The following is a 14,546-nucleotide window of genomic DNA, read 5'->3' as shown; positions in this document are numbered from 1 at the left end:
GCTTGGTACTGAATGGCTTTGTACGTTCGGGCTGTTGGTACAACCTCCGTCAGGGTACAGGGCGGCCATTACTCGGCCGTGTCGCCATTGTTTCCGGCTTGTTACGCGCAGGAAGGCCGCAGGTGTCTCACCTAGAATCGTCGGGTGTCGAACACGAAGCCCCCTGCCCGATGGTCCGGCGCCGCACCGAGCGTCTGGCCCGGTGAGCGGCTCGGCTTCCCCGAGGAGGGGCGCGGCTCGGTCGCCCGGCCCGGCCGTCGAATCTTCGCCCTGCTCATCGACTGGGCGGTCTGTTTCGTCGTGTACGCGGCGTTCTTCTTCGGCAACCCCTGGGCCGCCACGATCATCTTCATCATCGAGCAGGTCATTTTGCTCGCCTTCACGGGCAGCGGATTCGGCCACCTGATCCTGGGCCTCCGGCTGGTCAAGGTCGACGGCACCTTCGCGGGCTGGTGGCGCCCCATCATCCGCACGGGGTTGCTGGTGCTGACCATTCCCGCCCTGATCTGGGATTCCGACCAGCGCGGACTGCACGATGTCTTCGCGGGAACGGTGCTCGTTCGCCGCTAGGCCGCCCCGCTTGGGTTCTGCCGGTACGTGTCAGCGCGCCGCGGTTCGGGAGTGGCGGTGCGGGTCAGCGCCCGCGCTGCGGAAGTGGCGGTGCGGGTCAGCGCCCGCGCTGCGGACGCGCCTTCATCGGGTCGACACCCTTGGGGATCGGCAGGTTGCCCGCGCCGAGCGAGGTGAGCCGGTTGCTGACGGCCAGCACCTCGGGCTTGGTGAGGTTCGGCTTGATGCGGTTCAGTCGCGCCGGCACCTTGTGCAGCGGAACCGAATCGTCGTCGGGACCCACGTAGAGGAATGTCACGGGAACGTTCGGCAGCACGCGCAGAACCTTGCGGCGCTCGTCCTCGAGCATGCGCGTTGTGCGCGACTTGGGGCCTTCGCTTATGAGAACGACACCGCCGCGCCCCACGGCGCGGTAGACGGCATCCTGAGTCTTGCCGTTCACGGCAACCGGCATCTCGCTGCCGCGCCAGCTGCGCTTCAGCGAACTGCGGAGCACGGCGCCCACGGCACCGGGCTGGCCGGCGATCTGCCCGTAGGCGGCTGCTTCGGCACGTCGCCCGAGCACGATGAGGGCGATCAGGATGCCCGCGAGCAGCCCCGCGACGACCCACATGGCAATGACGAAACCGTTGCCTTCGCTCAGCAGCAGGGCGAGCACGAGGCCGATGGCCACAGGCACGAGGATGCTGAGGACCAGCAGCAGCACGATGTTCTTGTCGTACCGACGGGTCATCTGGAAGACCTGCCACATCTGCTTGATGCGACCGTCTTCCTTCGGCTTCTTGGGAGCCTTCGGAGCCTTCTCATTACTGCGTGCCATAGCTCTATGGTACCGAGTCGCACCGACACTGGATGCTCTTCAGGGCCGGTCTCCTCCTCCACCTGTGGTGCTCTGGGCGAACTCTCCACAGATCCCGGTTCTGGATGCTCGGCAGCGCCCTCACGGAGGCACGCTGTGGTCATGACCCGACCTGCTCCCGCCCCTTTCCGCCCCTCTGCCCTGACTCGCGCATCCGTGTCGTCGCGGCTTTCGTCGGCTGTGTCTTCTGTGGCGTCTGATGCGTCTCCGCCGTCTTCGGCGTCTGGGGTGGCTTCGGCTCCCGCCAGCCCTGGAACCGTCGGCGTGACGCTTGCGGCGCTTCTCGCTCGGCGTCGACTCGAGCTGGGTGAAGCCGTCACCGTGTTGGTGCCCCTGCTGCAGACCCTCGACGACCTGCACGCGCTCGACTGCACCCATGGCCGCGTGTCGCTCGAGGCCGTGGTCTTCGACCCAGGCGGCCGACCGACCTTCGCCGACTGGCAGGGATGCGTCGAGCACCGCCGCGGCGAGACGCGGGCACCGACCTTCCGCGCGGCCATGGTCGACGACTATCGCGCCTTCGTCACGCTGGCCAGGGCAACACTCGACCGCGCGGGCCTCGCGGACCGGACTGCTGTGGCGCCGCGCTCTCCAGCGTTTCTCGCTGCGGAGCTGGCACGGCTGGAACGGGGCCGCCGCGAACCCTTCGTGCGCGAGTGCGAGGCGGCCCTCTTCGCCCTGGCCTCCCCGCTGCCCATCAATCTCGGCGAGCCTCTGCCAGCTCATGCTGCCGATGGGCACACTGCCCAGGCGGCGGCGTCGCCGTTCGCCTCCGAGGCTCGCCCCGGAGCCAGCGCCGAAGCCGGTCGTGCAGACAGTTCCGGGGCTGGCCCGCACGAGCCGGAGTTCGACTGGGGTGCGCAGCGTGCCGCTGTCTTGGCTGCTGTCACGGACGACGTGAACGAACTGGAGCGCGACGACCTGCAGGCACGACGCCTTCGTGTGCGTCTTCGAGTGTTCTTCGCATGGTCGCGACGCGCCATCGTCCAGCGTGCCGCCGCGCTGCGTGGCTGGGCGACCGGTGCCAGCGGTGACACGCCCGCCGGCCGCGCCCGACGAGGCCCCAAGCCGCGAACCGTCCTCGTCGCCGTTCTCGTCGCAGGCTGTGCCGTCGCCGGTGCGACGTTCGCACTTCCCCCGACATCCGCCGAACCCCAGCGTGTCGATGCGCCCGACGCCCCTCCCGGTCGCGGGCAACCAGCAGCCCCGAGCCAAACGGCCCCGCCCGCCGTCACTGCGCCCGCCAATACTGTGCGCGCGGACACTTCGCCCGCAGGCGCCGCGCCCATTGGCTCCGCACCCGCGGACACTGCGCCCTCTGCCTCGACGCCTGCCGAGTCCACACCACCCGCGGTCGGCGCGCGCGGCTCCACGTCGACCGCCTCCCCGCCCGCCCCGCCTGCGGTCGGGTCCCGCGAGACCCCGGGTAACAACGCACCGGGCATCGTCGCACCTAGTGACTCCCCGCCAGGAGGCACCAAGACGCGGGACGTCGGAGCGGAGGATGCGACCTCGTCCGACATCATGTCGCCGGTCGCAACAGTGGCCCGGCCTGGCAGCATGGGTCGGCAGGACAGCGGGCCAGCAGCTGCTGCCGAGAGCGAGGTCGATCGCGCCGCCGTTACCGGCTCCGACCCCGTGGCCGCCGGGGTGGCGCTGCTGGCTGTTCGGGCGCGCTGCCTTGCCGCGTTGTCGGTACCGTGCCTCGACGGAGCCGATCAGCCTGGGTCGGCTGTGATCTCCGCAGACAGCGCCGCCATCAACGCCCGCATCGCGACCCCTGGCTCAACCGCCGGCGCGGATGTCGCCGGGGCCGCGCTGCGACTCGTGCAGACCGTTGGCGCTACTGCGCTGCTGGAGACGACGGAGACCGACGCCTCGTCGGGGGAGGGCACTGCGTCACCAATGGCCGCGGAGCCAAGCGGAGCAGAGGTCGGCGCGGGGTCTGCATCCACGAAGAGCGCTGGCGCGGCGGCTGGTTCGGGCGCCGCAGCGGCAGCTGGTCCGAGCGCCGTGGCGGCCGACGCCGCGCTGAGCGACAAGGCGAAGGCCGCACAACGAGAACCGGCCTCGCTCCTTCTGGTGAAGGGCGAGGCCGGTTGGCGAATCAGGGCGATCTTCGAGGGGTAGCAGTGACCCTGAGAGCGGCCGGCGGCGCCGCGAGTAGCGGCGCGCCTGCCGGCCTAGATGCCGAGGTCGGCGGCGAAGTTGCCGTCTTCGAGGCGGTTCTTCACCGCGACGAGGAAGCGAGCAGCGTCTGCACCATCGACGATGCGGTGGTCGTAGCTGAGCGCCAGGTAGACCGTCGAGCGGATGGCGATGGCGTCGGAGCCGTCGACCGTCACGACGACGGGCTTCTTCGCGACGATGCCGGTGCCGAGGATCGCGACCTGCGGGAGGAAGACGATCGGGGTGTCGAAGAGGGCGCCACGCGAACCGGTGTTGGTGAGCGTGAACGTTCCGCCGCCGAGCTCGTCGGGCTTCAGCTTGTTGTCACGGGTACGGGCTGCCAGGTCGGCGATCTCCTTGGCGAGACCCGCGAGGTCGAGTTCGCCGGCGTTCCGCACGACGGGCGTGAGCAGGCCGCGCTCGGTGTCGACCGCGATGCTGATGTTCTCGTGGTCGGGGTAGACGATCGAGTCGCCGTCGATGGTCGCGTTGACGATCGGGTACGCCTTGAGCGCCTCGGCGGCGGCCATGGCGAAGAACGGGAGGAACGACAGCTTCGTGCCGGTCTTCTCGGCAAATTCGCCCTTGACCGAGTCGCGGAAGGCGGCGACCTTCGTCACATCGACCTCGACGACGGAGGTGAGCTGGGCGCTCGTCTGCATGGAGATGACGGCGCGCTCGGCGACGACCTTGCGGAGCCTCGACATCGGAACCGTGGTTCCGCGGAGGGGCGAGGTCTCGAGCTTCACGGGCGCGGCAGCTGCGGCAGGAGCCGCGGCCGCACTGGTCGCACCGTCGGCGGGCTTGGCCTCGACAGCGGCGAGCACGTCTTCCTTGCGGATGCGGCCGCCGACACCCGAGCCGGTCACCGTGCTCAGGTCGATGTCGTTGTCATTGGCGAGCTTGCGAACGAGGGGTGTCACGTAGCCGGCGTTGCTGCCCGCATCGGCGGCAGGGGCCGAGCTGGCAGCCGGAGCTGCAGCAGCGGCCGGGGCCGGGGCGGCGGCGGCAGCGGGGGTCGACGTGGGAGCAGACGGCGCGGCCGGAGCGGCGGGCATCGGTTCCGACGTCGAGGCGGCGGCTGCAGCCTGGGCGGGTGCCGGGGGAGCGGCCGGCGCTGCGGGTGCCGGGGCGGGCGCCTCGGCCTCGGTCGGAGCATCCGACGAGGGGATCTCTGCCGAGGCGGCCGGAGCCGCGGGGGCGGCGGCGTCGGTCGACGCCTGCACGGGAGCGTCGGGCACGGTCTCAGCGGGTGCAGCCTCAGCAGGTGCGGCCTCGGCGGGCGCACTCTCAGCGGCGGGCGCCTCGGGCTCGGCTGCGCCGGCACCCGATCCGTCGCCGATCGTCACGAGGGGCGTACCGACCTCGACGGTTTCGTCTTCCTGAACCAGAATCTGCTCGATCACACCGGCGATGGGGGAGGGGATCTCCGTGTCGACCTTGTCTGTCGATACCTCGAGTAGGGGCTCGTCGACTTCGACGCGGTCGCCCACGTTCTTGAGCCAGCGGGTCACCGTTCCCTCGGTTACACTCTCGCCGAGTGCCGGAAGGTTGACGGATTCGCTCATCAGTTTGTCTCCTCTTCGAAAAACAGATTCTGTCTGCATTTTCAGTGTGTCGATACGAGTTTAGGCTGGCAGCCCCCTCGCAGGGTGAAGCCCGGTCGGGCACATCGCAGGATGCGCGCCGACCGGTGGAGGCCCGTCGCCCGATCGGGCAGCGGACCTCCGGTACTACATGGCGTGCAGGGGCTTGCCGGCCAGAGCGAGGTGGGCCTCACCGAGGGCCTCGTTCTGCGTCGGGTGCGCGTGAACGAGCGAGGCGACGTCTTCGGGGTAGGCCTCCCAGTTGACGATCAGCTGGCCTTCACCGATGAGCTCACCGACGCGGGCGCCGATCATGTGGATCCCGACGACAGGGCCGTCGTTCACCCGCACCACCTTGACCGACCCCGAGGTGCCGATGATGTGGCTCTTGCCGTTGCCGGCGAGGTTGTAGTCGTAGGAGGAGATCTTGTCGACGCCGTACTTCTCGGCAGCCTTCGCCTCGGTGTAGCCGACGGAGGCGACCTCCGGGTCGGAGTAGGTCACCTTCGGAATGTTCACGTCTTCGACGATCTGCGGCTTCAGGCCCGCGATCTCCTCGGCGACGAAGATGCCCTGCTGGAAGCCGCGGTGGGCCAGCTGCAGGCCGGGCACGATGTCGCCGACCGCGTAGACGCCCTCGACGTTGGTCTGGAGCCGCTCGTTCGTGATGACGAAGCCGCGGTCGATGGTGATGCCGGCCTCTTCGAAGCCGAGCCCGGCGGTCGACGGGCCACGGCCGACGGCGACGAGAAGGATGTCGGCCTCGACGGTCGCACCGTTCTCGAGCGTGACGACGACTCCCTGGTCGTTCTGCGTGACGCTCTGGAACCGGATGCCGAGCGAGAACTCGATGCCGCGCTTGCGGTACGCGCGCTCGAACTGCTTCGAGATCGACTCCTCCTCGTTCGGAACGAGGTGGGGGAGCGCCTCGATGATCGACACGTCGGCGCCGAACGACTTCCACACGCTGGCGAACTCGACGCCGATGACGCCACCGCCGAGGATGGCGACCTTCTTCGGGATGTAGTCGAGGGCCAGAGCGGTCTCGCTCGTGATGACGCGCCCGCCGATCTCGAGGCCGGGGAGCGTGCGCGAGTACGAGCCCGTCGCGAGGATCATGTTCTTGCCGGTGTAGAGATCGTCGCCGACCTGCACCGTCTTCGGGGCGACGAGCTTGCCCTCGCCGCGCACGACCGTGATCTTGCGCGCCTTGATGAGCCCCTCGAGGCCCTTGAACTTGCTGGAGACGATGCCTTCGCGGTAGGCGGTGACCGCGGCGATGTCGATGCCCTGGAACGTCGTGTTGACGCCGTACTTGGCCGACTCGCGCGACACATCGGCGACCTCGGCCGAGTGCAGCAGCGCCTTCGTCGGGATGCACCCGCGGTGCAGGCACGTGCCGCCGAGTTTGTCCTTCTCGATCAGTGCGACGGTGAAGCCGAGCTGAACGGCTCGGAGGGCAGCAGCGTAGCCACCGCTTCCCCCGCCGAGAACGACGATGTCAAAATTGGTTTCCGACACTTGAGAGACTCCCTTATGCATCGAGCATGGTGACTGCACCCGCAGCTGCGCAGGTGTCTTGACGGCGAGTTATTTTTTCGCCCTTCCGAGCCTACTACGACTCACTTCCCCGACATCCGTTCTGCCAGGTCGATGAGGGTGCGAACGGCCACTCCCGTGGGGCCTTTCCCGGTGAAGCCGTACCCGTCGCCGCCGTTCACGGCCGGCCCCGCGATGTCGAGATGCGCCCACGGGATCGGCCCGCTGCCGTCTGCGGTCTGCCCCACGAACTCCCGCAGGAAGATTGCCGCGATCAGCATGCCGCCTGCGGTGTTGCCGGGCTTGATGTTCTGCAGGTCGGCGATGTCCGAGTTGAGCAGGGGTCGGAGCTCTGCAGGCATCGGCATGTGCCAGAGCGTCTCCGCCGTGCCCGCCGCCGACGCCAGTACCGACGCGACCAGTTCGTTCGAGCCCATCACTCCGACGTACCGGTTGCCGAGGGCCGTCACCTGGGCGCCGGTGAGGGTGGCGACGTCGATGATCGCATCCGGCTGCTCCTCGCTGGCGGCGACGAGCCCGTCGGCGAGCACCAGGCGACCCTCCGCATCGGTGTTCAGCACCTCCACCGTCTTCCCTCCGTGGATCGTCAGCACGTCGCCCGGCCGGATCGCCGACCCCGACGGCATGTTCTCCGCGATGCAGAGCCAGGCTGTGACCCGCAGGGGCAGAGCGAGAGCAGCGGCGGCGAGGGCGACGGCCAGAACGGTGGCGGCCCCGGTCATGTCGTTCTTCATGCCGATCATCGAGGCGGCCGGCTTCAGCGAGAGTCCGCCCGAGTCGAACGTGATGCCCTTGCCGACGAGGGCCAGGTGCTGGGATGCTCCCTCGGGCTCGTACGAGACGCGCATCAGGCGGGGCGGCCGGGTCGAACCCTGCCCGACACCGAGGATGCCGCCGAACCCGTCTGCCTCGAGCTCCGGCACCTCCCACACCTTCAGCGTCACCGGGAGGCCTTCCGCCGCGGCCTGCGCTCGCTCAACGAGCGACGCCGGGTACAGATCGAGGGGCGAGGCGTTGACCAGGTCGCGCACGAGCGCGACGGCCCGGGCGGTCTCGAGGGCGGCCGCGACGGCCGCCTCGAGGTCGTCGGTCGAGACAGAGGCGGTTCCGGATGCGCCCAGCACGAGCGATGAGGCAGCGACCGGGCGGCCCTCGAGCGACGAGGCCCGGTACTCGGTGTAGTCGTAGGCACCCATGGCTGCGCCCTCCAGCACGGCCCGAGCATCCGCAGCGCTCGTGACGGGCAGACCGAGCGCGACCGTCTCGAAGCCCCGCGCCCGGCGCGTTGCGGCACCTGCGGCGTACCGGAGGGCATCCGGAGTCGCCTCCTGCTGGCCGAGCCCGACGACGATCACGATGGGCGAATGGATGCCGGCGACCGACCCGATGCGCTGCACCTCGTCTTTCTTGCCGCCGAACCCGAGGCCCTCGAACTGGGCTTCGAGCGCGGATCGCGCCTCGTGGGGCACGGCATCGTCGCCGAGGATCACCACACGATCGTCGACACTCGCGGCGGCGAGCACGAGGGCGTCGGCGTCGATCTCTGCGGCGGGCTGGGGGCTGACGGAAATACTCGGAAGACTCATGTGCTTAACCCTAGCTACGCCGATGTGCAGTGCGAGGCGGGCCGCCCGGGCCTGCCTTCCCGCTGTGCCGGGGGAACGTTCGCCACGGGCGGACGCCACCCGGGCCAGCCGGGCGGCAAGCTGATTAGAGTGGAAACATGAAGGATCCGACTGAGTTGTTCGAATTGGCAGACGAGGTCGGCATGATCCCGGAGGGCCTGCCGCTCGTGGCCGCCCTCACGGGCTTCACAGACGCGGGGGCGGCCGTCAGCCAGTTCGGCGACTACGTGCTCGACACGCTCAACAACCGTGTGGTCGCCGAGTTCGACGCCGACACCCTGCTCGACTACCGGGCTCGCCGGCCGATCGTCGACTTCGACCAGGACCACCTCACCGACTACCAGCCGCAGACCCTCCGTCTCTTTCTCGTCAGCGACGAGATCGGGCAGCAGTTCCTGTTCCTGCACGGCTTCGAGCCCGACTTCCGCTGGGAGCAGTTCACGGCGGCCGTGCTCGGCCTTGTCGATCGCTTCCAGGTGAAGACCACGACGTGGGTGCACGCCATTCCGATGCCCGTTCCGCACACGCGGCCGATCAGTGTGACCGTGAGCGGCAACCGTGTCGAGCTGACCGATGCGATGTCGGTCTGGCGGCCGCACACGCAGGTGCCGGCCAACGCCCTGCACCTCGTCGAGTATCGGCTGCAGCAGCTCGGGCACCCGGTCGCGGGGTTCGTTCTGCTCATCCCGCACTACCTCGCAGACACGGAGTACCCGCTGGCCGCGGTCGCCTCCCTCGAGAGCATCAGTGCGGCGACCGGGTTGATCTTTCCGACTGACCGGCTGCGCGAAGAGGGTCGGGAGTTCCTGACGAAGATCGACCAGCAGGTGAAGTCGAACACCGAACTCGAGAAGCTCGTCGGCACCCTCGAAGAGCGGCACGACAGCTATATGGAGAACGCCGGCCTGCGGTCGCCGCTCACCGATGAAGACGGCGAGCTGCCGTCGGCCGACGAGATCGCCGCCGAGCTCGAGAACTTTCTCGCGATCAAGCGCCGGGGCGATGACTCGGGTCCCGGTTTCGTCGGGCTGTAGCGGCAAACGGGGAGGGCCGGCTGAGACGCGCCCCTCCCGCCCCGCCGGTAAACTTGGTGGGTGAACTCAAAGCGGTCGTGGTTCGTCTTCGCCGTGGCCGCCGTGGCCTATGTCTCCGCCGTGCTCGAACGGAGCACCCTCGGGGTCGCCGGCGTCTCTGCGGCCGAACGGTTCGACGCGTCGGCGGCTGTTCTGTCGAGTCTGGCCGTCGTCCAGTTGATCGTGTACGCCGCACTGCAGATTCCGAACGGCATCCTGATCGACCGGATCGGGCCGAAGGCCCTGGTGGTCGCCGGCACGGCCATTATGGTGGTCGGCCAGCTCACTCTCGCGTTCTCGACCGACATCGGTCCGGCCATCCTCGGCCGCGTGCTGGTCGGCGCCGGCGACTCGGCGATCTTCATCTCGGTCATCCGGCTCGTGAACTCGTGGTTCTCGGGTCGCATCGTGCCTCAGCTGTCGCAGTGGATGGGCAACCTCGGGGCGATCGGGCAGATTCTGAGCGCCGTTCCGTTCGCGATCGTGCTGCACTCCGCCGGCTGGTCGGTCGCGTTCACCTCGGCGGCCTCCGTGGCGCTGCTGGCGTTCATCCTGAGCCTGATCGTGTTGAGCGACCGGCCGGCCGGGGTCGCGGCGATCGAGACGCCCACGCTCGCGGCGGTGTTGAAGCGCCTCGGCCCGACCCTGCGGCGACCGGGCACACAGTTGGGCTTCTGGTCGCACTTCGTGACCCAGTCGTCGGGAACGGTCTTCGCCCTGTTCTGGGGTTTTCCGTTCATGGTCTCGGCCCTCGGGTACAGCCCGACGCTCGCCTCGGGGCTGCTCGTGGTCATCGTCGTGGTCGGTCTCATCTCGGGACCGATCCTCGGGCTGCTCACGGCGCGGTTCCCGATGCGCCGCTCGAACCTGGTGCTCGGCATCGTGGTCATGCTGGGCGTCGTGTGGACGGCGGTGCTCGTCTGGCCGGGCACTCCACCGCTCTGGCTGATCGTGCTGCTGGTCGTTGCGATGGGAGCGGGCGGCCCCGGCTCGCTGATCGGGTTCGACTTCGCCCGCACCTTCAACCCCCCGCAGACGCTCGGGTCGGCGAACGGCGTGGTGAACGTGGGCGGGTTCACGGCGAGCTTCGTGATGCTCTTTCTCATCGGGGTGATTCTGGATGCCCTGCACAGCGCCGGGTGGAGCGCCAACCTCTACGACGTCAGCGCCTTTCGCGTCGCGTTCGCCGTTCAGTACGTCGTGATCGGCATCGGAGTGCTGTTCCTGCTGAACGCACGACGCCGGGCGCGACTGCAGCTGGAGGAGGACGAGGGAATATCGGTCGGCCCCCTGTGGGTTGCACTCTCTGCAGCATGGACCAGAAAGCGGACTTGACAAGAGCGCCACTTGTCAGCCAAGGTTCGCAATCCGTGCAATAATTGTCACCAGAGACCCGTTCTTGTGTTGGGGTGGCCTGTACGTCGGCCACGCAAAAACCCGGCACTTGACATGGGTCTTAGTAATGTCAAAAAACAACTCTGGTTGACATTGGCGCGGGGGTGCCGTTCGGTTCCTCCCGTTACCTCCTCCAGTGTGAAAGGTGATCAGTATGGCCACCACGAAGGCTCCCGCGGCCACCGCCGCTGCCACGAAGACTCCCGCATCCGCGACCAAGACCCCCGCCGCCAAGGCTCCGACGAAGGCTGCTGCCGCCAAGGCTGCCGCCGCCGCGAAGACCGCCGCCGGCGCCAAGGCGCCCGCCGGCACGGCGACCAAGACCGCCGCCAAGGGCAAGGCGACCGCCAGCAAGGCGAAGGCCGGCCCCGAGTCCGACGAAGAAGACGTCGTCGACATCGATGACGTGACAGAGGTCGACACCGACGACTCGAGCACCGACGAGACCAGCGGCGACGACACCGACGACGTCGTGGCCGCCGTGGTCGTCGTCGACCCCGAGGCCGTCGCGACCGACGACGACACAGACGAGGAGACCAAGGCCCCGGCCGGCGCAGAGACGCTGCCCTCGGGCGCCCTCGTGCTCTCGATCGTCGACGACGATGACGACGTTCCGGTCTACTCGAGCGCCATCACCGGCGCGACAGCCGACCCCGTCAAGGACTACCTGAAGCAGATCGGCAAGGTCGCCCTGCTGAACGCTGCCGAGGAGGTCGAGCTCGCCATGCGCATCGAGGCGGGCCTGTTCGCCGAAGACAAGCTGGCGAACGCCGACAACCTCACCCCGCAGGTCAAGCGCGAGCTGCAGTGGGTCGCCAAAGACGGCCAGCGCGCCAAGAGCCACCTGCTCGGCGCCAACCTGCGCCTGGTCGTCAGCCTGGCGAAGCGCTACACCGGTCGCGGCATGCAGTTCCTCGACCTGATCCAGGAGGGCAACCTCGGCCTCATCCGTGCCGTCGAGAAGTTCGACTACACCAAGGGCTTCAAGTTCAGCACCTACGCCACCTGGTGGATCAGGCAGGCGATCACGCGTGCCATGGCCGACCAGGCCCGCACTATCCGCATCCCGGTGCACATGGTCGAGGTCATCAACAAGCTCGCCCGCGTGCAGCGACAGATGCTGCAGGACCTCGGTCGCGAGCCCACGCCCGAAGAGCTGAGCCGCGAACTCGACATGACACCCGAGAAGGTCGTCGAGGTACAGAAGTACGGCCGCGAGCCCATCTCACTGCACACTCCACTGGGTGAAGACGGTGACAGCGAGTTCGGCGACCTGATCGAAGACACCGAGGCGGTCGTTCCCGCCGACGCCGTCGGTTTCACCATGCTGCAGAAGCAGCTGGAGTCGCTGCTCGACTCGCTCTCCGAGCGGGAGGCCGGCGTGATCCGCATGCGCTTCGGCCTCGGCGACGGAATGCCGAAGACCCTCGACCAGATCGGCGACACGTTCGGTGTGACGCGCGAGCGCATCCGTCAGATCGAGTCGAAGACCATGGCCAAGCTCCGGCACCCGTCGCGGTCGCAGTCGCTGCGCGACTACCTCGAGTAGACCGGTGGGCGTTCGCACCAGCGCTGCCGTCGCAGTCGGCCGCGCTGTACGAGTCGCCGCGCGTCTGCGCGGGGGCGGTTCTGCGATTCCCGGAACGGTGGCGCTGAACATCTCGCCGCGGTTCCTCCAGAACACGATCGCCGCCATTCCGCGCGGCGTCGTGGCCGTGTCGGGCTCCAACGGCAAGTCGACGACCACGAACATGCTGGCGGCGATCCTCCGCGAGCACGGGCTGAAGGTCTTCACGAACCCGTCCGGCGGCAACCTGCCGCAGGGTATCGCCTCCTCGGTGCTGTCGAGCGTCTCGCTCTCGGGCAAGCTCGACGCCGACATTGCGATCCTCGAGGTCGACGAGGGCTACGGCCCGAAGATCGCGAAGCTGCTGCAGCCGCGAACAGTGCTGCTCCTGAACATCCAGATCGACCAGCTGAACCGGTACCACGAGCCCGACAGGGTCGTGCGCATGCTCGAAGAGGTCGCCATGACGTCGACCGACGCGCTCATCCTGAACCGCGACGACAACCATCTGGTCGACCTCGACCAGCGTATTCCGGGGTCTCGCGCCGTGTCGTTCTTCGGCGCCTCGCCCGAGCTCATCGCCGGTGCCGCGCACGGTGTCGCATCGGCCGACCGTTTCGGCAGCTCGCACGCCGGCGCCGGGGAGCGCGAGGCCTCAGTCACGGTCGTCTCCCTCGGCGACTCCAGCGCGGTTCTGAGCATCGACGGCCATCAGGTCGAGGTGCGGTTGCCCGCGCGGGGGCTGCACTACGCTCTGGATGCCGCGGGCGCCGCCGCGACGGCCCGATCCATTCTCGGCAGCGACTTCCAGCCCGAGCGCGTCGCCTCGGCCCTCGGCGGTCTCTCGACCGTGTACGGCCGCGGTGAACTGCTGCAGGTCGGCGGGGAGAGCATCGAGATCATCATGATGAAGAACCCGGCGAGCCTGCAGCTGAACCTCGACTCGCTCGAGGCCGAGCCGGAGCAGGTCTTCATGGCGATCGACGAAGGCACCCCCGATCCGTCGTGGATCTACGACATCGACCTGTCGAACCTGTCGCACGTCGACGTCATCACCGGTTCGAAGGCCTGGCAGTTCGCGGTTCGCCTCGGTTACGCCGGCATCCCGGTCGGCACGGTGGATCTCGACGTGCGGGCCGCCGTGCGGCAGTTCCTCGCGCTGCCGAAGCCGACGAAGGGCCGCAAGACGATGATCCTGAACTACGAGCAGATGATGGGCATCCGCAAGATCCTCGGGTTCAAAGACCTCGAGGGGGGAGGGCAGGCATGAGCGACCGGTCAGACGTGCTCTCGGCCCACCCGGCCGCAGAGCGACTGAACATCCTGCACCTGTTCCCGCGCACGCTCGGCATGAACGGGGAGAACGGCAACGTCGACATCCTCGTGCACCGGGCCGAAGCCCGGGGGCTCAGCGTGAACGTGAAGCGCTACGAAGACGGCGACTCCCTGCCCGCGGCGGTGGACCTGGTCTTCATCGGCAGCGGCCCCGTTTCGGCGCAGCTCGAGACGCACCCGTGGCTGAGCGTCGTCGCGCCCCCTCTGCGGGCGCTGGCGCAGCACGGAGTGCCCTTCCTCGCGGTCGGAGCCGGCTTTCAGCTGCTCGGCGAGACGGTGACGCTCGCGGAGGGCACGGTGCTCACGGGTGCCGGCGTCTTCCCGGTCAGCACCGTGGTCGCCGGTGAGCGCGTGGTCGGCGACTTCGTCGTCGAGTCGCCGGTGCTCGGCACCCTCGTCGGTTTCGAGAACCGCGGGTCGTACATCGACATCCGTGACGCGGCGCCTGTCGGCCGGGTGGTCTACGGGCGCGGCAACGTCGCGGCGACCGGTGCGGGCGCGACGGCAGGTGCAGCGGCGATCGCGGCCTCGGGCGCGACCGCTGAGGGCACCGTCCGGGTGGCTCCGGATGCCCGGGTCGAGGGCTACTGGGTCGGCAACCTGGTGGGAACCCACCTGCACGGGCCGGTTCTCGCGAACAACCCGGCGCTGGCCGACTGGCTGCTCGCGGCTGCGCTGAAGCGTCGCGGTGAGACCCTGCCGGCGGCTCCCGCCTCCCTCGCCGAGATCGACCGCCGCGCGGCCAACGCCCGCGCCACGATCGCCGCCGCCCCCCTCTCCGAGTAACCCCACCCCCCGCACCAGCAT

At 68.7% G+C, this 14,546-nt stretch carries 11 protein-coding genes; 7 read left to right on the top strand and 4 right to left on the bottom strand.

Annotated features, from left to right (window positions below; genetic code table 11):
- Positions 1 to 144 precede the first annotated feature (144 nt).
- Entirely contained in the window at positions 145 to 570 is a 426-nt protein-coding gene (locus tag C5B96_RS06510; protein WP_104244142.1) for an RDD family protein, read from the top strand.
- A gap of 97 nt (positions 571 to 667) precedes the next feature.
- On the opposite strand, the gene C5B96_RS06505 is transcribed toward C5B96_RS06510, so the two are convergent.
- The gene (locus tag C5B96_RS06505) at positions 668 to 1,390 is read right to left on the bottom strand and encodes a DUF4191 domain-containing protein (RefSeq protein WP_104244140.1); all 723 of its coding nucleotides are present in this window, start codon (positions 1,388 to 1,390) and stop codon (positions 668 to 670) included.
- 303 nt (positions 1,391 to 1,693) lie between these two features.
- Between C5B96_RS06505 and C5B96_RS06500 the strand changes: the two genes are divergently transcribed.
- Positions 1,694 to 3,559 carry a hypothetical protein gene (locus tag C5B96_RS06500; RefSeq protein WP_104244138.1) on the top strand — a complete coding sequence of 622 codons (1,866 nt, stop codon included), beginning with the start codon at positions 1,694 to 1,696 and terminating at the stop codon, positions 3,557 to 3,559.
- 53 nt (positions 3,560 to 3,612) lie between these two features.
- Here C5B96_RS06500 and sucB read toward each other — a convergent pair whose 3' ends face one another.
- From sucB to C5B96_RS06485, 3 genes are all read right to left on the bottom strand, one after another.
- On the bottom strand, positions 3,613 to 5,166 hold the full coding sequence (gene sucB, locus C5B96_RS06495; protein WP_104244136.1) for a 2-oxoglutarate dehydrogenase, E2 component, dihydrolipoamide succinyltransferase: 1,554 nt from the start codon (positions 5,164 to 5,166) through the stop codon (positions 3,613 to 3,615).
- Between the two features lie 165 nt (positions 5,167 to 5,331).
- On the bottom strand, positions 5,332 to 6,726 hold the full coding sequence (gene lpdA, locus C5B96_RS06490) for a dihydrolipoyl dehydrogenase (protein WP_199176569.1): 1,395 nt from the start codon (positions 6,724 to 6,726) through the stop codon (positions 5,332 to 5,334).
- A gap of 80 nt (positions 6,727 to 6,806) precedes the next feature.
- A complete protein-coding gene (locus tag C5B96_RS06485; RefSeq protein ID WP_104244132.1) occupies positions 6,807 to 8,330 on the bottom strand; it encodes a leucyl aminopeptidase in 1,524 nt (507 codons plus the stop codon).
- 137 nt (positions 8,331 to 8,467) lie between these two features.
- Here C5B96_RS06485 and C5B96_RS06480 point away from each other — a divergent pair, with 137 nt between their 5' ends.
- From C5B96_RS06480 to C5B96_RS06460, 5 genes are all read left to right on the top strand, one after another.
- Entirely contained in the window at positions 8,468 to 9,403 is a 936-nt protein-coding gene (locus C5B96_RS06480; protein WP_104244130.1) for a proteasome assembly chaperone family protein, read from the top strand.
- 60 nt (positions 9,404 to 9,463) lie between these two features.
- Complete coding sequence (locus C5B96_RS06475) at positions 9,464 to 10,777, top strand: nitrate/nitrite transporter (protein WP_104244128.1); 1,314 nt, start codon at positions 9,464 to 9,466, stop codon at positions 10,775 to 10,777.
- Positions 10,778 to 10,991: 214 nt separating this feature from the next.
- Entirely contained in the window at positions 10,992 to 12,386 is a 1,395-nt protein-coding gene (locus tag C5B96_RS06470) for an RNA polymerase sigma factor (RefSeq protein ID WP_104244126.1), read from the top strand.
- A gap of 4 nt (positions 12,387 to 12,390) precedes the next feature.
- Positions 12,391 to 13,674, top strand: a complete 1,284-nt coding sequence (locus C5B96_RS06465; protein WP_104244124.1) for a MurT ligase domain-containing protein — start codon at positions 12,391 to 12,393, stop codon at positions 13,672 to 13,674.
- Complete coding sequence (locus C5B96_RS06460; RefSeq protein WP_104244122.1) at positions 13,671 to 14,525, top strand: type 1 glutamine amidotransferase; 855 nt, start codon at positions 13,671 to 13,673, stop codon at positions 14,523 to 14,525. Before C5B96_RS06465 ends, C5B96_RS06460 begins: the two co-directional genes overlap by 4 nt.
- Positions 14,526 to 14,546 lie beyond the last annotated feature (21 nt).

Source organism: Subtercola sp. Z020, assembly GCF_002931235.1.
Taxonomy (GTDB): Bacteria; Actinomycetota; Actinomycetes; order Actinomycetales; family Microbacteriaceae; genus Subtercola.
This window is presented reverse-complemented; position numbering and strand designations above follow the sequence as displayed.